The 26573-nt window shown below is 72.1% G+C and carries 28 protein-coding genes; 12 read left to right on the top strand and 16 right to left on the bottom strand.

What is annotated here, in order from left to right; translation table 11 throughout:
• The first annotated feature begins 28 nt into the window (after positions 1–28).
• A complete protein-coding gene (locus ABZZ74_RS33140; protein WP_356771284.1) occupies positions 29–979 on the top strand; it encodes an NADP-dependent oxidoreductase in 951 nt (316 codons plus the stop codon).
• Positions 980–1013: 34 nt separating this feature from the next.
• Here the strand turns inward: ABZZ74_RS33140 and ABZZ74_RS33135 are convergent, their stop codons facing one another.
• Together ABZZ74_RS33135 and ABZZ74_RS33130 are read right to left on the bottom strand one after the other, a co-directional pair.
• On the bottom strand, positions 1014–2120 hold the full coding sequence (locus ABZZ74_RS33135) for an NAD(P)-dependent alcohol dehydrogenase (protein ID WP_356771282.1): 1107 nt from the start codon (positions 2118–2120) through the stop codon (positions 1014–1016).
• Positions 2121–2159: 39 nt separating this feature from the next.
• Complete coding sequence (locus tag ABZZ74_RS33130; protein WP_356771280.1) at positions 2160–3614, bottom strand: aldehyde dehydrogenase family protein; 1455 nt, start codon at positions 3612–3614, stop codon at positions 2160–2162.
• 103 nt (positions 3615–3717) lie between these two features.
• Between ABZZ74_RS33130 and ABZZ74_RS33125 the strand changes: the two genes are divergently transcribed.
• Complete coding sequence (locus ABZZ74_RS33125; protein ID WP_356771278.1) at positions 3718–4155, top strand: MarR family transcriptional regulator; 438 nt, start codon at positions 3718–3720, stop codon at positions 4153–4155.
• A 159-nt stretch (positions 4156–4314) separates the two neighbouring features.
• Entirely contained in the window at positions 4315–4695 is a 381-nt protein-coding gene (locus tag ABZZ74_RS33120) for an anti-sigma factor antagonist (protein ID WP_356771276.1), read from the top strand.
• A gap of 20 nt (positions 4696–4715) precedes the next feature.
• Here the strand turns inward: ABZZ74_RS33120 and tuf are convergent, their stop codons facing one another.
• Complete coding sequence (gene tuf / locus ABZZ74_RS33115; protein WP_356771274.1) at positions 4716–5909, bottom strand: elongation factor Tu; 1194 nt, start codon at positions 5907–5909, stop codon at positions 4716–4718.
• 55 nt (positions 5910–5964) lie between these two features.
• Positions 5965–6918, bottom strand: coding sequence for a ribose-phosphate pyrophosphokinase (locus tag ABZZ74_RS33110; RefSeq protein ID WP_133043604.1), 954 nt, complete (start codon positions 6916–6918; stop codon positions 5965–5967).
• 208 nt (positions 6919–7126) lie between these two features.
• On the opposite strand from ABZZ74_RS33110, the gene otr(A) reads away from it, so the two are divergent.
• Positions 7127–8989: a tetracycline resistance ribosomal protection protein Otr(A) gene (otr(A), locus tag ABZZ74_RS33105; RefSeq protein WP_356771272.1), complete on the top strand. Its 1863-nt coding sequence runs from the start codon at positions 7127–7129 to the stop codon at positions 8987–8989.
• Positions 8990–9226: 237 nt separating this feature from the next.
• On the opposite strand, the gene ABZZ74_RS33100 is transcribed toward otr(A), so the two are convergent.
• The gene (locus ABZZ74_RS33100; protein ID WP_356771270.1) at positions 9227–10417 is read right to left on the bottom strand and encodes a cytochrome P450; all 1191 of its coding nucleotides are present in this window, start codon (positions 10415–10417) and stop codon (positions 9227–9229) included.
• Between the two features lie 147 nt (positions 10418–10564).
• Between ABZZ74_RS33100 and ABZZ74_RS33095 the strand changes: the two genes are divergently transcribed.
• Positions 10565–11227 carry a DUF4230 domain-containing protein gene (locus ABZZ74_RS33095; protein WP_356771268.1) on the top strand — a complete coding sequence of 221 codons (663 nt, stop codon included), beginning with the start codon at positions 10565–10567 and terminating at the stop codon, positions 11225–11227.
• On the opposite strand, the gene ABZZ74_RS33090 is transcribed toward ABZZ74_RS33095, so the two are convergent.
• Genes ABZZ74_RS33090 through ABZZ74_RS33065 form a run of 6 tightly spaced genes read right to left on the bottom strand, consistent with a single transcriptional unit; the run spans position 11228 to position 14965 of the window.
• A complete protein-coding gene (locus ABZZ74_RS33090) occupies positions 11228–12988 on the bottom strand; it encodes a complex I subunit 5 family protein (RefSeq protein ID WP_356771266.1) in 1761 nt (586 codons plus the stop codon).
• Positions 12988–13335: a sodium:proton antiporter gene (locus tag ABZZ74_RS33085; RefSeq protein ID WP_356771392.1), complete on the bottom strand. Its 348-nt coding sequence runs from the start codon at positions 13333–13335 to the stop codon at positions 12988–12990. The genes ABZZ74_RS33090 and ABZZ74_RS33085 overlap by 1 nt, the downstream gene beginning before the upstream one ends.
• A gap of 8 nt (positions 13336–13343) precedes the next feature.
• Positions 13344–14084, bottom strand: a complete 741-nt coding sequence (locus tag ABZZ74_RS33080) for an MnhB domain-containing protein (protein ID WP_356771264.1) — start codon at positions 14082–14084, stop codon at positions 13344–13346.
• Positions 14081–14341, bottom strand: a complete 261-nt coding sequence (locus ABZZ74_RS33075; RefSeq protein ID WP_356771262.1) for a hydrogenase subunit MbhD domain-containing protein — start codon at positions 14339–14341, stop codon at positions 14081–14083. The genes ABZZ74_RS33080 and ABZZ74_RS33075 overlap by 4 nt, the downstream gene beginning before the upstream one ends.
• Positions 14334–14786: an MrpF/PhaF family protein gene (locus ABZZ74_RS33070; RefSeq protein WP_356771260.1), complete on the bottom strand. Its 453-nt coding sequence runs from the start codon at positions 14784–14786 to the stop codon at positions 14334–14336. Before ABZZ74_RS33070 ends, ABZZ74_RS33075 begins: the two co-directional genes overlap by 8 nt.
• Entirely contained in the window at positions 14783–14965 is a 183-nt protein-coding gene (locus ABZZ74_RS33065; protein ID WP_356771258.1) for a hypothetical protein, read from the bottom strand. Before ABZZ74_RS33065 ends, ABZZ74_RS33070 begins: the two co-directional genes overlap by 4 nt.
• A 246-nt stretch (positions 14966–15211) precedes the next feature.
• On the opposite strand from ABZZ74_RS33065, the gene ABZZ74_RS33060 reads away from it, so the two are divergent.
• Positions 15212–15895, top strand: a complete 684-nt coding sequence (locus tag ABZZ74_RS33060) for a VanZ family protein (protein ID WP_356771256.1) — start codon at positions 15212–15214, stop codon at positions 15893–15895.
• Positions 15896–16033: 138 nt separating this feature from the next.
• The gene (locus ABZZ74_RS33055; protein WP_356771255.1) at positions 16034–17260 is read left to right on the top strand and encodes a lectin; all 1227 of its coding nucleotides are present in this window, start codon (positions 16034–16036) and stop codon (positions 17258–17260) included.
• A 9-nt stretch (positions 17261–17269) separates the two neighbouring features.
• Here ABZZ74_RS33055 and ABZZ74_RS33050 read toward each other — a convergent pair whose 3' ends face one another.
• Genes ABZZ74_RS33050 through ABZZ74_RS33040 form a run of 3 tightly spaced genes read right to left on the bottom strand, consistent with a single transcriptional unit; the run spans position 17270 to position 19389 of the window.
• Positions 17270–17515, bottom strand: a complete 246-nt coding sequence (locus tag ABZZ74_RS33050) for a hypothetical protein (protein WP_356771253.1) — start codon at positions 17513–17515, stop codon at positions 17270–17272.
• Positions 17516–17552: 37 nt separating this feature from the next.
• On the bottom strand, positions 17553–18575 hold the full coding sequence (locus ABZZ74_RS33045; protein ID WP_356771251.1) for a DNA topoisomerase IB: 1023 nt from the start codon (positions 18573–18575) through the stop codon (positions 17553–17555).
• Between the two features lie 10 nt (positions 18576–18585).
• Entirely contained in the window at positions 18586–19389 is an 804-nt protein-coding gene (locus ABZZ74_RS33040; protein WP_356771249.1) for an SDR family oxidoreductase, read from the bottom strand.
• A 100-nt stretch (positions 19390–19489) separates the two neighbouring features.
• Here ABZZ74_RS33040 and ABZZ74_RS33035 point away from each other — a divergent pair, with 100 nt between their 5' ends.
• From ABZZ74_RS33035 to ABZZ74_RS33020, 4 genes are all read left to right on the top strand, one after another.
• A complete protein-coding gene (locus ABZZ74_RS33035; protein ID WP_356771247.1) occupies positions 19490–20530 on the top strand; it encodes a PHP domain-containing protein in 1041 nt (346 codons plus the stop codon).
• A 37-nt stretch (positions 20531–20567) separates the two neighbouring features.
• Positions 20568–21224 (top strand): HAD family hydrolase, encoded by a 657-nt coding sequence (locus ABZZ74_RS33030; protein ID WP_356771245.1) that lies wholly within the window; start codon positions 20568–20570, stop codon positions 21222–21224.
• Positions 21225–21309: 85 nt separating this feature from the next.
• Positions 21310–22473 (top strand): aromatic acid exporter family protein, encoded by a 1164-nt coding sequence (locus ABZZ74_RS33025; protein WP_356771243.1) that lies wholly within the window; start codon positions 21310–21312, stop codon positions 22471–22473.
• Positions 22474–22758: 285 nt separating this feature from the next.
• On the top strand, positions 22759–23721 hold the full coding sequence (locus ABZZ74_RS33020; protein ID WP_356771241.1) for an SDR family NAD(P)-dependent oxidoreductase: 963 nt from the start codon (positions 22759–22761) through the stop codon (positions 23719–23721).
• On the opposite strand, the gene ABZZ74_RS33015 is transcribed toward ABZZ74_RS33020, so the two are convergent.
• Together ABZZ74_RS33015 and ABZZ74_RS33010 are read right to left on the bottom strand one after the other, a co-directional pair.
• Positions 23718–24374: a M15 family metallopeptidase gene (locus ABZZ74_RS33015; RefSeq protein ID WP_356771239.1), complete on the bottom strand. Its 657-nt coding sequence runs from the start codon at positions 24372–24374 to the stop codon at positions 23718–23720. The genes ABZZ74_RS33020 and ABZZ74_RS33015 overlap by 4 nt on opposite strands.
• Positions 24375–24411: 37 nt before the next feature.
• A complete protein-coding gene (locus ABZZ74_RS33010) occupies positions 24412–25242 on the bottom strand; it encodes an alpha/beta hydrolase (RefSeq protein ID WP_356771237.1) in 831 nt (276 codons plus the stop codon).
• 138 nt (positions 25243–25380) lie between these two features.
• Between ABZZ74_RS33010 and ABZZ74_RS33005 the strand changes: the two genes are divergently transcribed.
• Positions 25381–26409, top strand: a complete 1029-nt coding sequence (locus ABZZ74_RS33005) for an SDR family oxidoreductase (RefSeq protein ID WP_356771235.1) — start codon at positions 25381–25383, stop codon at positions 26407–26409.
• The last annotated feature ends 164 nt before the right edge of the window (positions 26410–26573 follow it).

Raw genomic sequence — 26573 nt, 5'->3', positions numbered from 1 at the left:
CGGGCGGACCCCGGCAGGCTGGTTCACCATGAGCGATGTGAAGACGATGCGAGCCATCAGCCAGGACGTCCTCGGCGGTCCCGAGGTCCTCAGGGAAGTGGAGTTGGAGCGGCCCGAGCCGCGTACGAACGAGGTGCTGGTGCGGGTGCGCGCGGCCGGCGTCAACCCGACCGACTGGAAGCACCGCGCGACCGGCGGCTTCCTGGGCGAACCGCCCTTCGTCCTGGGCTGGGACGTGTCCGGCGTGGTCGAGGCGGTCGGGGTGGGCGTGGCCCGCTTCCAGCCCGGCGACGAGGTCTTCGGCATGCTGTCGTACCCGTTCGGCCACGGCTCGCACGCCGAGTACGTCACCGGTCCGGCGCGCTGGTTCGCGCACAAGCCGGCCTCGATCGACCACGTCCAGGCGGGCGCGCTGCCGCTGGTGTCGCTGACCGCATGGCAGGCCCTGGTGGAGTACGCGGACGTGCGACCGGGGCAGCGGGTGCTGATCCACGCGGCGGCCGGCGGGGTCGGGCATGTGGCGGCGCAGATCGCCAAGGCGCGCGGCGCGTACGTGATCGGCACGGCCAGCGCGGGCAAGCACGAGTTCCTGCGCGGCATCGGCGTCGACGAGGCGATCGACTACCGGGAGACGGACTTCGCCGAGGCCGTGAAGGACGTCGACGTCGTCCTGGACACGATCGGCGGCGACACCTCGACGCGTTCACTGCGCGTACTGCGCCCGGGCGGCATCGTGGTGTCGATCCTGCCGGTCGGCTCGCCGGACTTCCACGAGGAGGCCGAGCGGCTGGGCGTGCGGTCGCTGCGGATGCTGGTCGACGCCTCGCACAGCGGTATGGCGGCGATCGCGGCGCTGGTGGAGGCGGGGAAGCTGAGCGCCACGATCGCCGGGACCTTCCCGCTGGCCGATGCCGCCGAGGCACACAGGCTCGGCGACACCGGCCGGACCACGGGGAAGCTGGTCCTGACGGTCGAGTGAGTCAGACCTTCGGCACGGTCGGACGTCAGCTCGGTCAGAACGTCAGCACGGGCTTGATCGCCTTGCCCGCGCCCATGTCCCGCACCGCCTGGTCGATGTCCGCGAACGGATACGTGCTGATCAGGCGGTGCAGCGGCAGCCGGCCCTCCTTGACCAGGCGCACCAGGGAGGGGATGAAGGACTGGGTCTCGGCGTCGCCGAGGGTGAGGCCGACGACCCGCTTGCCGCCCAGCAGCCCGTTGACGTCCAGGGCGACCTCGGTGCCGAAGGGCGGGGCGCCCACGACGACCAGGGTGCCGCGGGCGGCGAGCGCGTCGACGCCCTGGCGCAGGACGGCGACGTTGCCGGTGGTCTCCACGATGCCGTCGGCGCCCTGTCCGCCGGTGATCCCGGCGAGCGCCTCGCCGAGATCGCTCTGGCCGGCGTCGACGGTGTGGGTCGCGCCCAACTCCTCGGCCAGGGACAGCCGTTCGCCGACCCGGTCGACGGCGACGATCCGGGTGGCGGGGGTGAGGGCGGCGGCCATGACGGCGGAGAGGCCGACGGCGCCGGCGCCGAGGACGACGATCGTGCTGCCGGTCACCGGCTTCAGCACGTTCCAGACGGCGCCGACTCCGGTCTGCACACCGCAGCCCAGCGGGGCGATGGACTCCAGCGGGACGTCCGCGTCGACCTTGACGAGGCTGCGCTCGTCCACCAGCGCCCGTTCCGCGAAGGAGGACTGGCCGAAGAAGTGGCCGCCCAGCGGCTCCCCGTCCCGGCTGATGGTGCTGCTGCCGTCGGCGCGGCGACCGCCGATCAGGTTCAGCGGCAGCCAGGTCGCGCAGTACGCGGGGTGGCCGCCGTTGCAGTTGCGGCACTCACCGCAGGAGGTGAAGGACAGCACCACATGGTCTCCGGGTGCCACACCGGTGACCGCCGGGCCGACGGCCTCCACGACGCCGGCGCCCTCGTGGCCGAGGACCCCGGGCAGCGGGAAGGGCAGGCCGCCGCTGGCGACGCCGAGGTCGGTGTGGCACAGGCCGGTCGCCACCATGCGGACCAGTGCCTCGTGGGGTCCGGGCTCGTCGAGCTCGACCTCGGAGAGGGTGAACGGTGCTCCGCCGGACTCGACGACCGCGGCGCGGGTGGAGATGGACATCGTACGTACTCCCTTTGCTTTCGGGCGCGTTCAGCGGGCTCAGTCGAGCGAGACGACGACGGACTTGACCTTGGTGTAGGCGTCGAGGGCCTCGGGGCCGTACTCGCGGCCGTAGCCGGAGTCCTTCACACCGCCGAAGGGCACCGCGGGGTCGAGCATCGCCCAGTCGTTGATCCAGACGATGCCCGCCTGGAGGCGGCCGGCGATACGGTGGGCGCGGGCGAGGTTCTGCGTCTGGATGCCCGAGGCCAGGCCGTAGGGCGTGGAGTTGGCGAGCTCGATCGCCTCGTCCTCGGTGTCGAAGGGCTGCACGGTCAGGACGGGGCCGAAGATCTCCTCCTGGACCACGCGGGAGTCGTTCGACAGGTCGGCGACGACGGTCGGCTTGTAGTAGTAGCCGCCGTCGAGGTCGAGGCGCTCGCCGCCGCAGACGATGCGGCCGCCCTCCTTACGCGCGAGGTCGATGTACTCCTCGACCTTCTTCAGGTGCTTCTCCCCCGCCATCGGTCCGACGACGGTCTCGGGCTGCCGGGGGTCGCCGACCGGGACGCTGGGCACGGCGTCGGCGAGGATGCCGAGCAGGGTGGCGTAGACCGGGCGGGAGACGAGCAGACGCGGGCCGCCCATGCAGAACTGGCCGGTGTTGAAGACGAACGCCTTGATGATCGCGCCGACCGCCTTCTCCAGGTCGGCGTCCTCGAAGACGATGTGGGCCGCGTTGCCGCCGAGCTCCATGGTCACGGGCTTGAGGGCCTCGCCGGCCACGCTCGCGACATGCCGGCCGATGGCGGTGGAGCCGGTGAAGGCGACCTTGTCGACCCCGCGGTGGCGCAGCAGTGCCTCACCGGCTACCGGGCCGGCACCGGTGACGACGTTGACCACGCCGTCGGGGACGCCCGCCTTCTGCAGCAGCCGGGCCATGTACAGGGCGCTGAGCGGGGTCTCGTCGGCCGGCTTGTGGACCACGGTGTTGCCGGCGGCGAGCGCGGGGCCGAGCTTCGAACCGGCCAGGATCAGCGGGAAGTTGAAGGGAGTGATCGCGGCGACCACGCCGAGCGGCTCGCGCCTGGTGTATGCGAGGGCGTTCATGGGAGTGTCGCGCACGGAGCCGTCCAGCGAGTAGGCCAGGGCGGCGAAGTGCTCGTAGTCGTTGGCCGCGTTGGTGATGTCGACGGCGTGGCACAGCGAGATGGGCTTGCCGACGTCCAGGCTCTCCAGCCGGGCGAGTTCGTCGGCGTTCTCGCGGATCAGCTCGGCCACCCGGTGCAGGATCCGGCCGCGCTCACGGCCGCTCAGCCCGGACCAGGTCCCGCTGTCGAAGGCCTCGCGGGCCGCGCGTACGGCCGCGTCCACGTCGGCGGCGCCCGCCTCCGCGACGGTGGTGACGACCGCGCCCCGGGACGGGTCGACCACCTCGGTGCGCGCTCCGTCCGCGGCCTCGCGCCACTGCCCCCCGATGAACAGCCGTCCGGGTTCGATCTCGAAGGTGGTCATCACCACTCCTCAGCCTCTTCGCCAAGATTTCAACAAACAGGATTCCTGTTGGTTCGCAGTTTCATTACAGACAGGTTTCCTGTCAATGCTCTAGGCTGGATTCATGCTCGACACCCAGGCTACGAAGACTTCTCCGTCCCTGCTCTACATGGTCAAGCAGGTGGAGCTCGTGGTGCGCTCCCATCTGGACGAGCTGGTCAAGCCGTCCGGGATCACCGCACTGCAGTACACCGCACTGACCGTCCTGGAGCGGCACGACGGACTGTCCGCCGCACAGCTCGCCCGGGACTCGTTCGTCACCGCGCAGTCCATCGCGGACCTCGTGCGGTCCCTGGAGAACCGCGGCCTCGTGCGCCGGGAGCGCAACCCCCACAACCGCCGCGAACTGCTGATCCTGCTGACCGACGCCGGGCGCGAGCTGCTCGCCCAACACGCGGCTCCCGTAAGGGAGTTGGAGGAGCGGATGGTCCGGGAACTCACGGCACACCAGACCGAGCAGTTCCGCCAGGCCCTGTCCAAGGCGTGGCACGCCCTGTCGTAGGCGTACGCCGGCGCAATCCTTCCTCGCAATTCGAAGACATATGTCAATCGAACATGCTCAAATTCACTCGTTCGAGGGTAACTTGCAGGGCGGGGAAGGGATGTGCGCCCGCTCGGTACCCGGGGGCACCATCAGGAGCATGTTGGAGGCGAGGTCGTCGTGCAGCAGGAGCCTGCGCCGCTCACCCGGCATCTGCGCGTCCACCAGGACCGGGGCCACACGGTGCTGGAGTTCCGGGGTGAGATCGACATCGCCGCCGCGACGGAGATCGCCCCGTATCTGGACGAGGTGACGGCGCAGCCCGCGGCCCGGCTGGTGATCGACCTCCGCCCGACCGAGTTCTTCGACTGCTCCGGGCTGCGCCTGCTCTACCGGGCCCGTAGCCGCTGTCTGGAGCACGACGGCGAGCTGCGGCTCGTGTGCACCCACCCGCTCACCCTGCGGATCATGCGCGTCACCGGCCTGTCCCGGCTGCTGCCCGCCCATCCGACCCTGGACGCGGCCCTGGGGCAGCCCGAGGCCACGTCCGGGACGTTATGAGGCTCCCTGCTGGAGAATCCTCACTTCAGGATCTTCGTCACCTGCCCGGCGCCCACCGTGCGCCCGCCCTCGCGAATGGCGAACTTCAGGCCCTCCTCCATCGCGATGGGCTGGATCAGCTGCACACGCATGCCGGTGTTGTCACCCGGCATCACCATCTCCGTGCCCCTGGGCAGGGTCACCACGCCCGTCACGTCCGTGGTGCGGAAGTAGAACTGGGGGCGGTAGTTCTCGAAGAACGGCGTGTGCCGGCCGCCCTCGTCCTTGGACAGGATGTACGCCTGCCCCTCGAACTCCGTGTGCGGGGTGACCGTCCCGGGCTTAATGACGACCTGTCCGCGCTCCACGTCCTCCCGTTTGACCCCGCGCAGCAGCAGTCCGACGTTCTCGCCCGCCCGGCCCTCGTCGAGCAGCTTGCGGAACATCTCGATGCCGGTGACGGTGGTCCTCGTCTTGGTGTCGTGGATGCCGATGATCTCGACCTCGTTGTTGACGTGCAGCACCCCGCGCTCGATCCGTCCGGTGACGACGGTGCCGCGGCCGGTGATCGTGAAGACGTCCTCGATCGGCATCAGGAACGGTTTGTCGACGTCCCGTTCCGGCTCGGGGATCGCGGTGTCGACCGCGTCGAGCAGGTCGAGCACCGACTGCGTCCACTGCGGGTCCCCTTCGAGGGCCCGGAGGGCGGAGACCTTGACGACCGGGACGTCGTCGCCGGGGAACTCGTACTCCGTCAGCAGCTCGCGCACCTCCAGCTCCACCAGCTCCAGGATCTCCTCGTCGTCGACCATGTCGGTCTTGTTGAGGGCGACCACGATGTACGGCACGCCGACCTGCCGGGCCAGCAGGACGTGCTCCTTGGTCTGGGGCATCGGCCCGTCCGTGGCGGCGACGACCAGGATCGCGCCGTCCATCTGGGCCGCGCCGGTGATCATGTTCTTGATGTAGTCCGCGTGTCCTGGGCAGTCGACGTGCGCGTAGTGGCGGCGCTCGGTCTGGTACTCGACATGGGCGATCGAGATCGTGATGCCGCGCTGCCGCTCCTCGGGAGCCTTGTCGATCTGGTCGAACGGCGTGAACGGGTTCAGGTCGGGAAACCTGTCGTGCAACACCTTGGTGATGGCCGCCGTGAGCGTGGTCTTTACGTGGTCGATGTGACCGATGGTCCCGATGTTCACGTGCGGCTTGGTCCGCTCGAACTTCGCCTTCGCCACCGCAACCCCTCCTGCGCATCCCTGTGATGCCGAGCGTTGCTCCGTCACCTCATGTCTATTCGTTCCGCGGCGCGTCGAACAGGGCGCTGACGGACTCGCCGTTGTGAATGCGCCGTACGGCCTCGGCGAGCGCCGGGGCGACGGTCAGGATCTGCAGTTTCTCGGTGCGCTCCTCCTCCGGGACCGGCACGGTGTTGGTGCACACGATCTCCAGGACGTCCGGCTGCTCCCCGATCCGTTTCAGCGCACCGGCCGCGAAGAGTCCGTGGGTGCAGGCGACCCGGATCGAACGCGGCCCCAACTCCCGTAGCCGCTCCAGGAGTTCGAGGACGGTACTGCCCTTGGCGATCTCGTCGTCCAGGATGATCACGTCCCGGTCGGCGACCTCGCCGATCACCGAGCTGATGGTGACCCGGTCGTCCGCGTACCGCTGCTTGGCGCCGGCGGCGACCTGGGCGCCGATCATCCGGGCGAAGGCGGCGGCCTCCTTGGCGTTGCCGAGGTCGGGCGAGACGACGGTGGTGCGGGTCAGGTCGTACCGCCGGAAGTACGCGGCGAGCTCGCGCCGGGCGTGCAGATGGTCGACCGGAACGGAGAAGAAGCCGTGCACCTGCGGCGAGTGCAGGGTCATGGTCAGGACACGGCTCGCGCCCGCCGCCACCATCAGGTCGGCGACGAGCCGGCCGCCGAGGGAGATGCGCGGCGCGTCCTTCTTGTCGGAGCGGGCGTAGGAGTAGTGCGGCATGACGACGCTGATCCGGGCCGCCGAGGCCCCGCGCGCGGCGTCGCACATCAGCAGCAGCTCGACCAGGTTCTCCTGGACCGGCTTGACCAGCGGCTGGATCAGGAAGACGTCACGCTCGCGGCAGTTGGCCTGCAGCTGCACCTCGAGGCAGTCGTTGGCGAAGCGGCTGACCCGGGTGGGACTGAGCGGCACACCCAGATGCGCGCACACCTCGGCGGCGAGCTCGGGGTGGGCGCTGCCGCTGAACACGGAGATGTCTCGCACGATCCGCTCCTCGCATGATCATGACGGGGGGACGGCATCATGCTACGGGCCCGCCTTCGGGCCGGATATTCGGTTGCGGACCGCCCCCGGCCGCGCGCCATGATGGCGCCGTCCGTGTTCTCTCACGTCAGGATTCCTCGCATGCGCCGACTCCTCGGAATCAACCAGCGCCCCCACTGGCCCACGGTTCTCGAGGACTCGACCCCGCATGCACACCCTGAACATCGGAATTCTGGCCCACGTCGACGCCGGTAAGACCAGCCTGACCGAGCGGCTGCTGTTCGACCACGGAGCGATCGACCGTCTCGGCAGCGTCGACAAGGGTGACACCCGTACGGACGACGGGGAGATCGAGCGGCAGCGCGGCATCACCATCCGCTCCGCAGTCGCCGCGTTCACCGTCGGTGACACCCAGGTCAACCTGATCGACACACCCGGTCACTCCGACTTCATCGCCGAGGTCGAGCGGGCCCTGGAGGTCCTCGACGGCGCGATCCTGCTGCTGTCCGCCGTGGAGGGCGTGCAGGCGCAGACGCGGGTGCTGATGAGGACACTGCGGCGGCTGCGGCTGCCCACCCTGGTCTTCGTCAACAAGATCGACCGGGCGGGTGCCCGCGGTGAGGGCCTGCTCGCCGACATCCGCAGCAAGCTGACGCCGTACGTCGCCCCGCTCACGGACGTGACGGGCATCGGCACCCCCGACGCGCGCGTGACATCCCGCCCGGCCGGGGATCAGCGGCTGGCCGGGGGGCTCGCCGAGGTCGACCCGGGCATCCTCGCGGCGCTCGTCGACGGCCCCGAGCCGACCGCCGACGACCTCTCCAAGGCCCTCGCGGCGCACACGGCCGGCGGCTCCTTCCACCCCGTCCTGTTCGGCTCGGCGCTCGGCGGCCAGGGCGTCGCCGGTCTCGTGGACACGGTGATCCGCCTGATCCCCCCGGCCCCGACGTCCGGTGCCGCCGGACCACGCGGCACCATGTTCGCCGTACGGCCCGGCCCGGGCGGCGAGCGGACGGCGTACCTGCGGTTGTACGACGGTGAGGTGGCGCAGCGCCAGCGGCTGACGTTCCTGCGGCGCGAGGCCGACGGCCGGACCACCGAGGTCGCCGGTCGGGCCCACCGCCTGGACGTCGTCGGCCGGGAGGGGCCCCTGACCGCCGGGAACATCGCGGCGATCGGCGGGCTGGGTGGAGTGCGCGTGGGTGACCGGCTCGGTGAACTCAGCGACCGCGCGGCGCAGTTCGCGCCCCCGACACTGGAGACCGTGGCCCGTGCCCGGCGCCCGGAGCAGGCGGCGCGACTGCGTGAGGCCCTCCTGGCCCTCGCCGACCAGGACCCGCTGATCCACGCCCGGCCGGCGCCCGGGGGAGCCACCGCGCTGCTGCTGTACGGCGAGGTCCAGATGGAGGTGATCGCGGCGACGCTGGCCCAGGACTTCGGCGTCGAGGCGGACTTCGAGCCGGGCCGGGTGCGGTTCCTGGAGCGGCCGCGGGGCGTGGGCGAGGCCTGCGCCGAGATGCCGTGGCACCTGGGCACCCGTTACTGGGCGACGATCGGGTTGCGGGTGGCGCCGGGACCGCGCGACTCCGGCGGGGTGTTCACGTACGAGACGGAACTGGGCGCACTCCCCCGCGCCTTCCACCAGGCCATCGAGGACGCGGTGCACGCCGGCATGCTGACCGGGCTGTCGGGCGCGCCGGTCACCGACTACCGGGTGACGCTGATCCGCTCCGGCTACTGCTCGCCGATCAGCACGGCGGCCGACTTCCGGGGTCTCACCCCGGTGGTGCTGCGCCGCGCGCTTCAGGCAGCGCGGACGCGGCTGTACGAGCCGTACCACGCGTTCGAGACGGAGGTTCCGCTCGACGCCCTGGCCCCGGTGACCGCCGAACTCGCCTCACACGGCGCGGAGTTCACCGGGACCACGCCCGGCCCGTCCTCCTGGCTGATCACCGGCGAGCTGCCGGCCCGCCGGGTGCGCGAGATCGAGCTGCGCCTGCCCGGCCTCACCCACGGCGAGGGCGTGTGGTGGTCCCGCCCGTCGGGCGACCGGGAGCTGCGGGCGCACTAGCCCCCATTCGGCCGTGCCCGCGCCGAGGTGGCCGGTGACTGCCGGCGTGCCCTCTCCGGGCACTGCGTGCCGGGCGGCCCGGTGCGGGCGGAAGGTGCCGACGGCCTCCGGGAAGCGGCCGCGCGGCGCATGTGCTGCCCGGTCGGCGTGTGGATCCGGGGCGGCGCGGTGGCCGGGGGGCCTGGCCGGAGCGGGCGGGGCAGGGGCGGCCGCGCCGGCTCACTCCCCCGAACCGCTTCACCACGACACCGGCAGGGTGCGTGGGCTCCGGGTCATCTGGCCCTCACGCCAGTCGATCGTCTCCGGGGTGAACTCGGCACGCAGGCCGGGGAAGCGGGAGGCGAGGCGGTGCAGGGCGAGGCCGAGTTCCAGGCGGGCGAGCCAGGCTCCGAGGCAGTGGTGGGGGCCGGCGCCGAAGACGACGGTGGGCGCGGGCAGCGGGGTGAAGGGATCCGGCGGGCCGGGCGGGAAGACGGCGGTGTCGCGGCTGGCGGAGTTGGTCTGTACGGCGACCACGCTGCCCGCCGGGATGCTGACACCGCCGACCTCGGTGTCCTCGACGGCCCGCCGGAGCAGCCCGGGCAGGACGCGGCCCTCGCTGAGCGGGACGGCGCGCAGCAGTTGCTCGGCGGCGGTGGCGGCCGTCTCCTCCCCCTCGGCAAGACCGGCGTAGACGTCCCGTCCGTCGGTGAGGAGGTAGACGACGAGGTTGCCGAGCGCCGTCATGGTCGTCTCGTGCCCGGCCACCACCAGACCGCACACCAGCCGCACGAGCTGCCGTTCGTCGATGCCGAGGGTGTCGCCCGCCGCCACCAGACCGCTGACCAGGTCGTCGCCGGGGGCCTCGCGCCGTTCGGCGACCAGACGGGCGCCGAACTCCGCGAACTCCGACATCGCGGCCACGACCTCCTCCCGCGTGTGCGCGCCCCCGGAGAGGGCGTGGTCGGCCCAGTGCCGGATGCGCTCGCGGTCGAGGTGGTCGAGGCCCATCAGCCGGCAGATCACCGAGACGGGCAGCGGACGGGTGAACCCCTCGACGATGTCGGCCGGCCGCTCCCGGGCCGCGAAGTCGTCGAGGAGCGTGTCGACGACCGAGGCCACCCAGGGCCGCCAGCGGGCGATCGCACGGGGCGTGAACGCCCGTTGCACGGTGCCGCGCAGCCGCTGGTGCGGTTCGCCGTCGAGGTTGACCATCCCGTCCGGGTCCCCCAGCAGGTTCGGCACGACGAGCAGCGGCGGCGCGTCGTCCGCGTGCAGCGAACGCCTGTCGAAGCGGTGGTCCATGAGCACCTGGCGGACGTCGGCGTAGCGGGTCACGAGCCAGACCGGGGTGCCGGTGGCCAGCGCGGTGCGCCGGGGCGGACCGGCCTCGGGGAGGTCGATGCGGTGCATGGGGCAGCGGGAGAGGGATGTGCTGTCTGTACTCATCCGGGACTCCAGGGGTGCCGGCACGGACAGTTCTCCCACGCTAGTGCGCGCCGTGTGCCCCCACCAGATATCGATCGGCCAACGACACGGTCTGCCAAGGGATTTGGCGGGCATCCGTGGAAGTAGTCAGGAAGGAGGACCGCGGCCATGACGACTCCCATCAGGCGCGTGTCCAGGCGCATGCCCGGCTGGGCGAAGGCGGTGAGCGCCGTCGTGCTGGTGCTCGTGGTGTTCTTCGCCGGGATCCGGCTGAGTGTGCTGCCCGGTCTCAAGGACCTGTTCGGGACGCAGACGCACGACCGCACCGGTCCCGCGCTGCTGCAGTCCATTCAGGACATGAGCCGTTACGACGCCGCATCCGGCAACTTCCAGGTCGTGGTGGATCTGGAGAAGGACACCAAGTATCTGCCCGACGCGATCCGCGGCAGCCGCACCCTGTACGTCGGGGCGGGCACCGTCGACGCCTATGTCGACCTGGGCAAGGTCGGCAAGGACGACGTGACGGTCAACGGCGACCGTACGTCCGCCACCATCCGGTTGCCGCACGCGGCGCTCGGCAAGCCGGCCCTCGACCCCGACCGCTCCTACGCCGTCTCCAAGCAGCGCGGTCTGCTGGACCGCCTCGGCGACTTCTTCTCGGACAACCCCAACGGTGAGCAGGCGGTGCAGAAGCTCGCGGTGAAGCACATCGGCGAGGCCGCCAAGGACAGCGGGCTGACCCAGCGCGCCGAGACCAACACCGTCGACATGCTCCAGGGACTGCTGCACTCGCTCGGCTTCAAGGAGGTGCACGTCTCCTACCAGAGCTGATCAGCCGCCCAGCACTCCCGGCAGCGCCAGTGCGCCGAGCAGGGCGGCCCCGACCAGCACCCATGCCACGTAGTCCCCGACGTGCCCGGACTGCAGGCGCCGCAGCGGCAGCGCCCAGTCCGGGCACGTCAGCAGTTTCGGGCGGACGGCGGCGAGGGCGGCAAGGCCCACGGCGAGCCCGGTCGACAGCAGGCCGAGCAGCACGCCCGGTCCCGTCCACTCCACGGAGCCGATCACCCCGCCGGACCCGGCCTCGTTCACCGAGCGCGCCACGACGTCGCCGAAGCCGGGGCCCACGCCCACGGCGAGCGCTGCGGCCAGCAGCACGGCCGGCACCGCCGTCATGGTGTCCGGGATCCGCCGGATGCGGTGTCGCGTCTCCGGCTGTTCGCCCGAGCCGGTCGTCTCGAAGTCGCCCTGGTCCGGCGGTGTGGGGCCGAGGCCGAGGAACACCCCGGCGGCGACGCGCAGCACGGCCGCGGCGGTCACGGCGCTCCCCACGACGTACAGCACGGTCAGCGGGCCGCCCCCCGCCTCCTCGGCGACGGACTTGCCGAGCGCGGTGCCGAACGGCGGCAGCCCCGCGAGGGCGAGGCCCCCGAGGACGTACATCACGGCCACCCCGCGCAACGTGCGGGCGCGCCCGTGCAGGGCGTGCTCGTCGACGCTGCCGTAGCGGTCGAGGAGGATGCCCGTGAGGGCGAACAGGGCGGCCTTCACGCCGGCGTGTCCGAGGACGTACAGCGCGACCCCGTCGTCGGCCTCGGGGGTCAGCACACCGATGCCGATGAGGAAGAGCCCGGTGTGGGCGACCGTCGAGTAGGCGAGCAGCCGTTTGATGTGCCGCTGGTACCAGCACATCACCGCGCCGATCACCACCGTGAGCACGCCGAGCATCACCAGAGCGCGCCGCAGGTCGTGGGGCGGGACGCCGCCGGGGCCGGCGAAGACGGTGCCGTACACGCGCCAGACGCCGTAGGCGCCGAGTTCGACCATGACACCGGACAGCAGCATGCACACGGGGGTGGGGGCGACGGCGTGTGCGTCCGGGAGCCAGAAGTGGAAGGGGACGGCGGCGGCCTTGACCAGCAGACCGGTCAGGACGAGGACGAAGCCCGCGAGGGTGAGCGCGTCCGGCGCGCCGTGCGCGTCGAGACCGCGCCCGATCTGCGTCAGCGCCAGCTCGCCGGTGCGCGCGTACAGCAGTCCGATGCCCATCAGCATGGCGTACGCGCCGAGGGAGTTGACGACGGCGAAACTCAGCGCGCCCTGCACGGCCCTGGCCTCCTCGACCCGGGTGCCGGTCAGCGCGTAGGCGACGACGCTCATCAGCTCGAACCAGACGAACATGTTGAACAGGTCGCCGGCGATCGCGAACCCGCACATGCCGCCCTGGAACAGCAGCATCAGCGCCGGGAAGGAGCCGGCGTGGCGGCGTGGCGGTTCGTCGAAGTAGTGCCAGGAGTAGACCAGCGCCGCCAGGGTCAGCAGCGAGGCGAGCGCGGCCATGCCGAGGCCGGGTCCGTCGCCGGTCAGGACGATCCCGACGCTGTGGCCGTCGACGGGCGTCCAGCCGCCCACCCATTCCGTCATCGGCGGCGAGGAGCCGAGCAGCAGCACAAGGGCGAGTCCGGCCGTCGCGGCCGACACCGCGCAGCCCGCGGACTCGGCGGCGACCCGGGGCAGCCGGCGGCCGACGGCGACGAGCAGGGCGGCCCCGAGGAGGGGGACGGCGGCCAGGAGCGGCAGCAGGTCGTTCATCAGCCGCGCAGCTCGGAGAGTTCGTCGGGGTCGACGGTGCCGTGGCGTTTGGCGATCTGGACGACGAGCGCGAGGAGCAGGGCGGTGACGGTGGCGCCGACGACGACGTCGGTGAGGGTCAGCGCCTGGACGATCGGGTCGACGACCGGGCGGGAGCCGGGCTTGATGTCGGAGAAGACCGGGGCGGTGGCCTTGTCCCGGTAGCCGACGGCCAGCAGCAGGACATAGGTGCCGGCCTGGCAGACGGACAGACAGCCCACGGCGTGGATGAGGTTGCGGCTGGTGGCCAGGCCGTAACAGCCGGCCAGGAAGACCCACGCGGCCACCAGGTACGGCAGCACGTCCATCACGGATCTCATCTCCCGCTCTCCTCCTCGATCTCGACGGCCTGGTCCAGGAAGCGGGCGAGCAGGACGACGACCGCGCAGGCGACCTCCATGCCGATGGCCGCGTTCAGCAGCGGCACGGTGCCGCCGGAGGACAGGGTGTTGAAGGTGCCGTACGGCAGCAGGGTGTTGGCCAGGAAGGCCGTGCCGCCGATGAGGCCGGCGATGCCGGTGACGACGTAGGCGGAGGAGGCCAGCGCGTCGCCGACCTCGTATCTGCCGACCGGGCGGACGCGTTCCAGGGCGGCGTAGTCGGCGCCGAGGTAGAGCAGGTGCAGGGCGGTCGCGGCGACGACCCCGCCCTGGAAGCCGCCGCCGGGGCTGAGCTGGCCGTGGGCGACGATGTAGAGGCCGGTCAGCAGGGCGACGGGCAGGACGAGCAGGGCGTAGCGGCGCACCGGCCGGGCCACCTCGGCGGGTTCGGGGCGGGCGCGCCGCTCGTCCTGGGTCTGGCGCAGCAGCACCACGCAGCCCAGGACGGCCGCGAAGAGGATGGTCATCTCGCCGAGGGTGTCGAAGGCGCGTTGGTCGAAGTTGACGGAGGAGATGGTGTTGGCGGTGCGCCGGGCCAGGGAGGCGTGGACCGCGCGGTCGCCGTAGGGGTGCCGGTCGCCGCCGAAGTGCGGCAGTCTCAGGCAGGCGGCGACCAGCAGGACGGCCAGGCCCGCGCCGCCGGTCAGCAGGACCCACAGTCGGGCGCGCCGGGTCACCGCTCGCCTTCCTTCTCCCGGCCGCGCCGTCCGATCTTGCGCACGGCGAGCATCAGCAGCAGCGGGGTGAGGGCGGAACCCACGGCGAGCTGGGAGAGGCCGACGTCCGGTGCCTGCAGGACGGTGAACAGCACGGCGAGGACGACGCCGAGGACGGACAGGACGAGGGCCTGGCGCATCGGGTCGCGGGTCGCCACGGCCACCGTGGCGGACGCCGCGACCAGCAGCAGCGCGACGACGATCACCGCGTCAGCCACCGCGGACTCCCCGGAAGCCGCCGGACAGGGCACGGGAGGCGATGACGTTGCCGCTGATCAGCAGGGCACCGATGACCAGTAGCTTGACCATCGCCCGGCTGGGGCCGGTCGCCACGCACAGGGCGGTCACCGCGGCCGCGCCGAGGCCGGCGACCGTCCAGGTCAGGCCCCAGGCGCGCGGCGGGTCCTCGGCCAGTTCGTCGGCGAGCAGCCGAGCGAAGACCAGGGTGCCGACCGGGCCGAGCAAGGCGAGGACCAGACCGAGGTCGACGTACGACGGCCGGTTGTAGGCCTGGGAGAGGAGCAGCAGGCCCGGGCAGGCGAGGGCGGTGGACAGGTTCTGCGCCACGACGCGGCGGCGCAGCGGGCCGGTGGCGACGCCCCACAGGGCCGCGCCCAGGCCGCCGGCGAGACCGACGGTCGCGGCGAGCAGCCAGCCGTTCACGATCCGGTCACCGCCCGTCGCGCGGCCCGCGCGGCGAGGGCGCCGACAAGGGCCGAGGCCGCGCCGACCGCGAGTTCGAGGGTGTCGACGGTGCTGATGAGGACCAGCCAGAGCAGGGCGAGCGCGATCCACCAGCCCAGCAGTTCGGCCGCCGCGAGGAGCGCGGTCCGCGGGGTCATGCGCCACCTCCTCGGGCTCAGCTCGCACGCCGTCGCGGCGAGAGGTCCGGTCCGTCCTTCCGCGGCATCCAAGCATCGCGGTGGGCGCCGCGGGGGGCGGCGCGCTCGGCTCACCGCCCGGTTGCCCCGACAGCGGGAAGAAAAACCGTGCGGGCGCACCACCCCGGAACCGGGCACGGCGGCATCGTCGGCGGATGTGGGGGTAACCGCCTTACGACACTGGGAAGTTGAAGACTGGAGGACCGGATGGCCCGTGCAGCCTTGCGTCCACGTTCCGCATGGCGCCTGGGTTTCGCCAAATCCGACAAGGCCGCGAAGCCCGCGAAGAACGGCAGAGCGGAGAAGACCGCGAAGCCCGCGAAGAGCGGCGCACCGGCCAAGGGCGGCACATTCTGGAGGAGGGCGAGGGCCGAGCCGGCCTCCCGTCCTGAGCCGCGCGAGCGGCATGTCCTGCCCCTGCCGATCCGGCTGCTGGCGATGCTGGTCGCCTTCGGGTTCATGGTGGCCTTCGCCGTGGTGCTGGCCAAGCTGACGCTGGAGCCCTCGCCCGCCTCGACCTCGCTGGTGCACACCAATCTGCATCCGGGCCGCTCGATCCGGGCCTACATCGAACAGCCGGCGCTGCGCGACGCCGTGAAGCAGATCGGCGGCAACATTCTGCTGGGCGTCCCGTTCGGGGTTCTCATCCCCGTCGTCGCGCCGCGAGCACGCGGGCTGCTGCGCGTGCTGCTGCTGACCGCCGCGGTCATGCTGCTCGTGGAGTTCGCCCAGGGTGCGCTGGTCGACGGACGCGCCTTCGACATCGACGACGTCATCCTCAACACCAGCGGCGCGCTCATCGGCTGGATCGTCCTGGGGCGGCGGATGGGCAGGGTGCACGCACGGGAACGGGTCCCGCGCCGGCCCGCCAAGGGGACAAAGAGCGCTTAGCCGGACACCTCAACCCCTGGTCCGTACCAAGGTATTGACGCCCTCCTTATCTCACTCCTTAAATCAAGAGGCGACGCCTTCACCCCCACCTCGGCCGGGCGCATCCGTGCGCCCGGCCGCCGCATGGAAGGAAGTGCCGTGGCCTCCCCACGACTGCTGCGCCGATGTCTGTTCGCCGCCCTGTCCGCCGTGCTGGTCGCGTCCGCCGCGACCGGAGCGGCGCACGCGGATCCGCCCACGGCCGCCGCCGTGGTGGCCTTTTCCGACACGTTCGACGGGCCCGCCGGTGCCGCCGTCGACCCCGCCAAGTGGCAGACCGAGACCGGCGACAACGTCAACAACCACGAGCGGCAGTACTACACGCCCGGCACCCGCAACGCGGCCCTGGACGGCCAGGGTCATCTGGTGATCACCGCCCGGCGTGAGAACCCGGCCAACTACCCGTGCTGGTACGGCACCTGCCAGTACACCTCGGCCCGGCTCAACACCTCCGGCAGGTTCACCGCCCAGTACGGGCACGTCGAGGCGCGGATGAAGATCCCGCGGGGGCAGGGCATGTGGCCCGCGTTCTGGATGCTGGGCACGCCGGTGAACTGGCCGGACTCCGGCGAGATCGACGTCATGGAGAACGTCGGCTTCGAGCCCTCCACCGTGCACGGCACCATCCACGGGCCCGGCTACTCCGGCTCGGGCGGCATCGGCGCCGCCTACTCCCTGCCGGGCGGGCAGGTCTTCGCGGACGCCTTCCACACCTTCGCCGTCGACTGGGCACCGGACTCGATCACCTGGTCCGTGGACGGCACCGTCTACCAGCGGCGCACCCCCGCCGATCTCGGCGGCAGGACCTGGGTGTTCAACAAGCCGTTCTTCCTGATCCTGAACCTGGCCGTGGGCGGCTACTGGCCCGGCGACCCGGACGGCTCGACCTCCTTCCCGCAAACGCTGGTCGTCGACTCGGTGTCGGTCACGACCGGCGACACCCCCACGGGGACGGCGATCCGGGGCCTGGCCGGCAAGTGCGTGGACGTCGCCGGCGCGAACCCCGCCAACGGCACGCCCGTTCAGCTCTACGACTGCAACGGCACCGCCGCGCAGGAGTGGACCGTCGGCTCCGACGGCACCGTTCGCGCGCTCGGCAAGTGCCTGGACGTCACCGGCAACGGCACCGCGGACGGCTCGACCGTCCAGCTGTGGGACTGCACCGGCGGCCCCAACCAGAAGTGGACCGTCACCGGGGCGCACGACATCGTCAACCCACAGGCGAACAAGTGCCTGGACGTGACCGACAACAACGCCGCCAACGGCACCCGGCTGCAGATCTGGACGTGCACGGGCGGCGCCAACCAGAAGTGGACGGTCGGCTGAGCCGTCTGCTCAGTGCTTCGTCCAGGTGTACTTGTCGCCTCCCACCCAGCGGATCAGGTCCGGGTCGTCGAGGTCGTGGATGGGGATGCCGTACGAGGCGGCGGCCTCCAGCACGTCGGTGAGGGCCCGGGCCTCGCCGATGACCTGACCGTCGATCTCCACGATCCGGAAGGGGGCCTCGCCCGGCCTGCCCGGGCACACCCCGAGCACCAGAACCCGCGGATGGGCGATGTGCGGAACTCCTTGTTCGGTCATGCCATAGAGCGTAGAACGCGAGGCGGACGGCGACCCGTCATCGCCCGCTCCCCAGCAGATCCAGCACCGCCCGCTCGACGGCGCCTTGCGTGGCCGGGCGGCCGAACTCGCCGTGCTCGCCCAGCCGGGTGAGCGCGTCGGCGATCGTGACGTCCTGCTCGAACAGCTCGAACACCTTCGGGTCGATGTAGGAGGCCCGGCACACGGCAGGCGTGTTGCCCAGGTAGTGGCTGACCTCGCGGACCGCGCGGGCGATCTGCCGCCGGCGGGCCGCGGCGGTGGCACGGGCCCGCGCGGTGGGGACGGACAGCGCGACGGCGGCGAGGACCGTGGCGGGCCAGGTGCGGAAGTCCTTCGCGGTGATCTCCGTCCCGGACAGCCGCCGCAGCGCCTCGTTCAGGTCGTCGCCGTGCAGATCGTGCCAGGAGCCCCGGTCCCGGTGCACGAACAGCCGCTCCTCACGACGCCGGCGACGCGCCAGGGACCGTACGACGGCGTGCGCCTGTTCGTCGACGAGGGCCCGTACGAGCTCGACGCCCCCCTTGGCCGGGTAACCGAACTCGATCTCACCACGGCGGCAGGTGACATGCTCGCGCAGCATCGTCGTCAGGCCGTAGGTCTCGCTCTGCCTGGTGTGCCGGTCGCTGCCGATGCGGAAGAAGCCCAGGTCCAGCAGGCGCACGGCGCAGGCGGTGACCCGGGCCCGGCTCAGTCCGCGTCCGGCCAGGTCGGCCGCCACCTCGGCGCGCAGTTCGGGCAGGGTACGGGCGACCTGGCGGACGTGTTCGTGCTTGGCCTGCTCCTGACGCGCGCGGAACCGCTCGTGGTGGAGGTACTGGCGGCGTCCGGCGTCGTCGGTGCCGACGGCCTGCAGATGCCCGTTGGGCCAGGGGCAGATCCACACGTCCCGCCAGGCCCTCGGGATGACCAGGCCGCGGATGCGGTCGAGATGGGCCGGGTCCTTCAGGGGCGCGCCGGTCTCGTCCCGGTAGCGGAAGCCGCGCCCGCAGCGGACGCGGCTGAAGCCGGGACGGTCGCAGTGGCTGGTGCGCAGTCTCACGGCCGCCCGCTCAGGGCCGCCGCCAGTCGTCGCTGCGGAGATGCGAGCCCGCCTGCGGGCCCATCCGCAGCATGCCGCCGTCCACGCTCCAGGACGCGCCGGTGACGTAGCCGGCGTCGGGGCTCGCGAGGAAGGCGATGACGGCGGCCACCTCGCGGGCGTCACCGGGCCGGCCGAGCGGGATGCCGGGACGGGGCTCGGTGTGCACGTCGCCGTCCTCCTGGCCGGTCATCGGCGTGGCGATCTCACCCGGCGCGACGGCGTTGACGGTGATGCCGTACTCGGCGAGTTCCAGGGCCATCACCTGGGTGAGCAGTCCCAGACCGCCCTTGGCCGCGCAGTACGGGGCCGCGCCGACCCTCGGCTGGTGCTCGTGGACGGAGGTGACGTTGACGATGCGGCCGCCGTCCCCCTGCCGGATCATCTGCCGAGCCGCCCGCTGCCCGCACAGGAACGGGCCGACCAGATCGACGTCGAGGACCTCGCGCACGGTGTCGAGGTCCAGATCGAGGAACGGGGTCATGGTGCCCGTACCGGAGTTGTTGACCAGGACGTCGAGGCGGCCGAGCCGTTCGCACAGCTCGTCGACCGTGTCGGCGGCCTCGGGCAGGCCGGTCAGGTCCAGGTGGGCCACCTCGGCCCGGCGCCCGTGGGCGCGCACCTCGTCGGCGGTCTCCTCGGCGCCCTTGCGGTCGGTGTTCCAGGTGATGCCGACGTCCATGCCCGCCTCGGCCAGCCGGACGGCCGTGGCGCGGCCGATCCCCGAGTCGGAGCCGGTGACCACGGCCACCTTGCCGGAAGCTGATGGGGACATCGCCGACCTCCTGATCGTCGCTGAGGGTGGGGCATCGCAGTACCCCGGGTGAGCGGGCACAAACCGTGCGAGATCCGTGCGGCCGGGGAACCCTGGAGCCATGGATCCCGTCGAGGCACTGGACCGGATCGCCTTCCTGCTGGAGCGGTCCCTGGCGCCGACCTACCGTGTCCGCGCCTTCCGTACGGCCTCCCGCGTGCTGGCGAAGCTGCCCGCGGACGAGGTGCGCGACCGGGCCGCCGCCGGGTCGCTGGAGTCGCTGAAGGGGGTCGGCCCGAAGACGGCCCAGGTCGTCCAGGAGGCACTGGCCGGGCAGGTGCCCGGCTATCTGCGCAAGCTGGAGGACGAGGCCGGGGCGGCGGACGAGGACCGGGCGGGGGCGGAGCTGCGGGCGCGGCTGCGCGGGGACTGCCATCTGCACTCGGACTGGTCGGACGGCGGCAGCCCGATCGAGGAGATGGGACGGGCCGCCGCGGCCCTCGGGCACGAGTGGGCGGCCCTGACCGACCACTCGCCGCGGCTGACGGTCGCGCGCGGGCTGTCGCCGGAACGGCTGAGGGAGCAACTGGACGTGGTGGCGCGGCTGAACGAGACCTGGGCGCCGTTCCGGCTGCTGACCGGCATCGAGTGCGACATCCTCGAGGACGGCTCGCTGGACCAGGAACCCGAACTCCTCGAACGGCTGGACGTGGTCGTGGTGTCGGTGCACTCCAAGCTGCGCATGGACGCCCGCTCGATGACCCGGCGCATGGTGGCCGCCGTCCGCGACGAGCACTCCGACGTGCTCGGGCACTGCACCGGCAGGCTGGTGACCGGGCGGGGGCGGCCCGAGTCGGAGTTCGACGCGGACGAGGTGTTCGCCGCGTGCGCCGAGACGGGCACCGCCCTGGAGATCAACAGCCGCCCCGAGCGGCTGGACCCGCCCCGGCGGCTGCTGCGCCGCGCGGTTCAGGCGGGCGTGCTCTTCTCGATCGACACCGACGCGCACGCGCCCGGCCAGCTGGACTGGCAGATCCTCGGCTGCGCCCGCGCCGAGGAGTGCGGGGTGCCGGCCGAGCGGGTGGTGAACACCTGGGCGCTCGACGACCTGCTCGCCTGGACCCGCCAACGGCACACGCCGGCGGGCGTGGCGGGCCGGTGACGTGGTACCCGAGCGAGGAGCGAGCAAGGGAGAGCGTATGGAACGGGCGGCCGTGTTCGACGTCGACGGAACCCTCGTGGACACCAACCACCTGCACGTGGCGACCTGGTGGGAGGCGTTCCGGCAGGCGGGCCACCAGGTGCCCATGCACGCCATCCACCGGTCCGTCGGCCTGCCCTCGGAGGATCTGATCACCCGGGTGCTGGGCGAGGAGCGGGACAAGGACCAGGACGGCGAGCTGAGCGCCGCGCACAAGACGCTGTACGCGCAGTACTTCGACCGGCTGCCCGCGCTGGAGGACGCCGGCCGGCTGCTGCGACGGCTCCATCACGACGGCTGGCGGGTGGTGCTGGCCACCTCCGCGAGCGGCCCGGAACTGTCCGCGCTGCGGCGCGCGCTCTCCGCCGACGAGGCGATCCATGCCACGGCCAGCGCCGACGACGTCGAGGAGGGCAAGCCGGCCCCCGAGCCCGTCGAGCACGCCCTGGAGCTCGCCGGGGTGCCCGCCGAACGCGCGGTCTTCGTCGGCGACACCGTGTGGGACATGCGCGCGGCCACCCGGGCCGGCGTGCGCTGTGTCGGCGTGCTGTGCGGCGGAATCCCGCGCGCCGATCTGGAGGAGGCGGGCGCCGAGGCGGTGTACGACGACCCCGCGCACCTCCTGGCCGACCTGGAGGGCAGCCCGCTGGCCTGAGTACGGCCCGCAGTCCGGCTCCGAGTGCGGCACGTCACTGTGCCCGGCCTGCTGTGGTCCGCCGATCTTCGGTTACCCGCACCGGATGACGCGAGTGACCGAAGCGGTACGACGATCAGCACAGGGCGGGCAGTGGACCGGCGTCGGACGCAACGTGCGGGCGGCCTGGCGCTCGCCGGGCCGGGAGCGGGATCTGGTCGTGCAGTCGCTGAAGGCCGCGGGGGCGGCGGTGCTGGCGTGGTTCGTGGCGAGCGACGGCATGGCCGACCCGATGGCCCTGATGGCTCCCTGGGTGGCGATGGTCCTGGTGCAGGCCACCGTGTACAGCTCCCTGCGGCGCGCGGCGCAGCAGTTCGCGGCGATCTGCACCGGCACGGTGTTCGCCTCACTCGCCCAGGCGGTCACCGGGAACACGCTGGGCGCGCTGGCGGTGTGCCTACCGGTGCTGATGCTGCTCTCGAACTGGTACCGCTTCGGCGACCAGGGCATCTACGGCGCCACCACCGCGGTGTTCACACTCGCCGCCGGCAGCGTCACCGCGGCCACGGTCGGGCACCGGGTGGGGCAGGCGGCGCTCGGCGCCGTGATCGGGATCGCCGTCAACGCGCTGGTGCTGCCGCCGATCCATCTCCGGGACGTCCGGGAGAACCTCGCGACCCTCGCCGAGGAGGCGGGGGACGTGCTGCGGACGGTCGCCGACGACATGCGGCACGAGCGCTGGGACGCGGCGACCGTGGGCGGCTGGGAGCACGGCGCCGCGCGGCTCGAACGCCGGCTGGAGGCGGTGCGCTCGGCCCGCCGCTGGAGCCGGGAGAGTCTGCGCCTGACGAGCAGGCCGCTGCGCAGGCTGCGTCGGCTGCCCTCGGACATACCGCCCGACTGCGAGGACGAGCGCTGGAGCCGGATCACCGGACACGTGGTGACACTCACCCGCACCCTCGCGGTCGCCGCCCAGGACGAACGGACGCCCACGCCGCCCGACGCCCCGGTGCTGCACACCTACGGGCGGCTGTTGGAGCTGATCGCGCGGGCCTGCCACGCGCAGGGGCGCCGACTCCTCGACGGGCCCGGCGAGGAGGAGGTGGACGAGCGGGTCGAGGACACCCGGCGCGAGCTGCACCGGCGGCTGCAGGAGGGGTTGCGGGAGCAGGCCGGGTACGGGGCGGACCGTACGACGGTTCTCGGGTCGCTGCTGCTGCAGGCCGAGAACCTGTGGGCGGACACCGTTCCGGCCACCGCGCGCGGGTGACGCAGATCACCGCGGAAGGGGCCCAACGGCGGAACACCACACGGTAGTTCGCCGTTGAACAAACCGTGGGTGCGGATGGGACAGTGTCCCCGGGCCTCACCATTCGCCCACAGGGACGATCGTTCGGCTGAAGCCCTGTGGAGCCCCTCGCCGAGAGGCGACCGCCATTCGTGCCCACCCTTCGACGGCCCCGACCGAGATTCCCCCGTCCGGTCGGGGCCCTTCCGCGTCCGGCCCCGGTCCCGGCTTGACTTCGAGCGCACTTCACTTCGTAGCGTTCACGGCATGACCACTGCACAGCACAAGATCGGATCCGGATTCGGCGCGACCAGCACCGCCGACGACGTCCTGCGGGGCGTCGATCTCACGGGGAAGCTCGCGCTGGTCACCGGCGGTTACTCGGGCCTCGGCCTGGCGACGACCCGGGCCCTGACCAGGGCGGGCGCCCATGTCGTCGTCCCGGCGCGGCGCCGGGCCACCGCCGAGGAGGCGCTGGCCGGTGTGACCGGCGTCGAGGTGGACGAGCTGGACCTCGGGGACCTGGAGAGCGTGCGTTCCTTCGCCGACCGGTTCCTGACCTCCGGACGGACCGTCGACATCGTGATCAACAGCGCCGGGATCATGGCGTGCCCGGAGACACGGGTGGGTCCTGGCTGGGAGGCGCAGTTCGCCACCAACCACCTCGGTCACTTCGCCCTCGTCAACCGGCTGTGGCCGGCGATCGCCGCGGGCGGCGCCCGCGTCGTCTCCGTCTCCTCCCGCGCCCACCACTTCTCCGGCATGCGCTGGGACGACGTGCAGTGGACGAGCGGCTACGACAAGTGGGAGGCATACGGCCAGGCCAAGACCGCGAACGTCCTCTTCGCCGTCCACCTCGACCGGCTGGCCCGTGACGCCGGTGTCCGCGCCTTCTCCCTGCACCCCGGCGGCATCCTCACGCCCCTCCAACGGCACATCCCCAAGGAGGAGATGATCGAACGCGGCTGGATCGACGCGGACGGCAACGTCCTCAACCCACAGGGCTTCAAGACCCCGGAGCAGGGCGCCGCCACCCAGGTGTGGGCGGCGACCTCCCCCCAACTGGACGGCCTGGGCGGCGTCTACCTGGAGGACTGCGAGATCGCCGAGATCGCCCCGCCGGACGAGTCGACCACCAACGGCGTCCAACAGTGGGCGATCGACCCGGACCAGGCAGCCCGCCTGTGGGACCTGTCCGCGCGACTGACGGGCGTGAACGCGTTCGCCTAGGGGCCGACGGCTTCCCTGGGCCCGTACAACGCGGCCGAAGCCCCGGTCAGCAACGCCCAGTACCGGTCGCCGTACGACCAATGCCACCACTCGGTCGGATAGTTGACCAGCCCGGCCGCGCTCAGCGCCCCTCCCAGCACCGCCCGGTGGGCCCGGGCCTCGCAGCTGATGTTCCCGGCACCAGTGTAACAGCCGCCGTCGCTCTCCTCAGGACTGGCGTTCATCCGTGTCCCCAGGTCGAGTTCGCGACCGTCGGCGTCGGCGAGTGTCAGGTCCACGGCTGCTCCCGCGCTGTGCGGGGCGATCTCGGGCGGGGAGACATAGCGGCTGGCGGCGGTGCGGACGGCGTCGGCGGTCCAGTCCGGATGCGCTGCGCGCAGTTCGCCGGCGTACTCCTCGAAGTAGCGGCGTTGGAGGGCAGGCGGCCGGTAGCCCTCGGCGAACAGCAGACGCAGGCCCTCGGGGAGGAGGGTCTGGGCGGTGACGAGGCGGTCGAGGACGCCGCGGCGCAGGAAGAACTCCGCGCCGTGGGCGTCCTCGTGCTTGAGGTCGTCGACCATGAGGGCCTGTCGTACGTCGGCGAGCGGCTCCCCGTTCTCCTCGACGGGGACGGCGGCGACCCGCGGGTCGGACATCAGGATGATCTCGGTCATGGTGTGATCATCTCCCGGCACCGCCGAGCCGTCCCCGTCAGTGGGCCACGAACTCCCGCAGATCCGCCGTGAGTTGCTCGGCGTGGGTGGCGAAGAGGCCGTGGCCGGCGTCCTCGTAGACCTTGAGGGTGGCCTCGGGCAGGAGGCGGGCGGCCCGGTGGGCCGTCGTCTCCAGGGGGGCCGAGGTGTCGTGGGTGCCGTGGATCACCAGGGCCGGCAGGTCGAGCTTGGGGAGTTCGGCGGTGACGTCGACGACCGCGATCATCGCCTGGACCGCGGCCGTGGAGCGAGGCGTGGAGATCAGCGCGCGGTCGACGATGTGGTCCCGGTACGCCGGGGACACGTCGTTGCCGGGGCGGTCGACGGCGAAGAAGGCGTCGACGCCGTCACGGAAGAACGCCGCCCGGTCGCGCCGGCAGACCTCGTTCGCGGCCAGCATCACGTCCTGGTCCACCCCGTCCGGGTTGTCGGCGGTGCGCACCACGCCCGGCGCGATCCCGGCGACGAAGGCGACCCGGGCCACCCGCACGGTGCCGTGCCGGCTGAGGCAGCGGGTGATCTCGACGCTGCCCATCGAGTGACCGATCAGGGTCGCCTCCCGCAGGTCCAGGTGGTCCAGGAGCCCGTGCAGGTCGTCGGCGAGGGTGTCGAGGTCGAACCCGCCCCACACGTCGTCGGAGCGGCCGTGCCCCCGGCGGTCCAGGCCCACGCAGCGCAGGCCCTCCTCGGCGAGCCGGGGCATCTGGAACTCCCACATCTCCGAGCCCAGGTAGGCGCTGTTGACGAAGACGGCCACGGGTCCGTCGGCCGGTCCGTAGTCGACGTAGTGCAGCCGTGTACCGTCGGCGGGGCTGGCGAAGTACGGCATGGGACGTCCTCCCGGGATCCGGTGCAGTGGGTACGTCCCTCATGCTTCCGCGCGGCGCCGAGCGGGTCGATTACCTCCGACGTCATGAACCCCGCACCAGCCGGGTACTCGGTCCCTCCCCCTGGAAGGGAGTCGATCGTGAGCGGCACGACGGGCAGCAGGATCGTGGTCACGGGCGCCACCGGCAACGTCGGTACCAGCGTGGTGCGCGCCCTGGCCGAGGAATCGGACGTCGGCTCCGTGCTGGGGCTGGCCCGGCGGATACCCGAGTGGTCCCCGCCCCGGACGGACTGGTCCCCGGTCGACCTGGCGTCGGAGCGCACGGATCTGGCCAAGGTGTTCGCGGACGCCGACGCGGTGGTGCATCTGGCCTGGGCCTTCCAGCCCACGCACGATCCGGCGGTGACGTGGCGGACCAATGTCCTCGGCAGTATCCGGGTGTTCGAGGCGGTGGCGAGGGCGGGGGTGCCGACGCTGGTGCACGCCTCGTCGGTCGGGGCGTACTCGCCGGGGCCGAAGGGACGTGCGGTGGACGAGTCATGGCCGACACACGGCTGGCCGGACGCGGCGTACTGCCGGGAGAAGGCGTATCTGGAGCGCGCCCTGGACACCTTCGAGCGGGAGCATCCCGAGGTGCGGGTGGTGCGGATGCGGCCGGCGTTCCTGTTCAAGCGGGAGTCGGCGAGCGAGCAGCGCCGGATCTTCGGCGGACGGTTCCTGCCGGGGCCGCTGGCGCGTCCGGAGATGCTGCCGTTCCTCCCGGACATTCCGGGGCTGCGGGTGCAGGCGCTGCACACCGACGACGCGGCCCGGGCGTACGTCCTCGCGCTCGCCGGAGAGGTCCGCGGCGCCTTCAACCTGGCCGCGGAGCCGCCGGTCGACGCGGAGATGCTGGGCGAGATGCTGGGCACGCGCCCGGTGCGGCTCCCCCGCGCCGCGGCCCGCAGGGCGATCGCCGCCGCCTGGGGACTGCACCTGTTGCCCGCCTCGCCCCACCTCTTCGACGCGGTCCTGCGGCTGCCCCTGATGGACTGCACCCGCGCCCGCACTGAGCTGGGCTGGCAGCCCGAGCACACGGCGCCGGAGGTCCTCCAGGAGTTCCTGCACGGCCTGCAGCACGGAGCGGGAGCCGACACGGAGCCGCTGCACGGACGCAAGGTCGGATGAGACCCCGAAGACCCGGGGGTTGTGGCCGCCGAGGGGCGTGCGGCCAGGGGGCGTGAGGTGGCGTGGCTCTAACGACGTGGTGCACGACTGAGGTGGGAGCGTGCTGGCCTGGCGGGTTGGCTGTTGGGTGATTAGCGCAGGGCGGTGCGGTCGGAGACCAGGCC

It is taken from the genome of Streptomyces sp. NPDC006476 (genome assembly GCF_040612015.1).
Taxonomy (GTDB): Bacteria; Actinomycetota; Actinomycetes; order Streptomycetales; family Streptomycetaceae; genus Streptomyces; species Streptomyces griseorubiginosus_B.
This window is presented reverse-complemented; position numbering and strand designations above follow the sequence as displayed.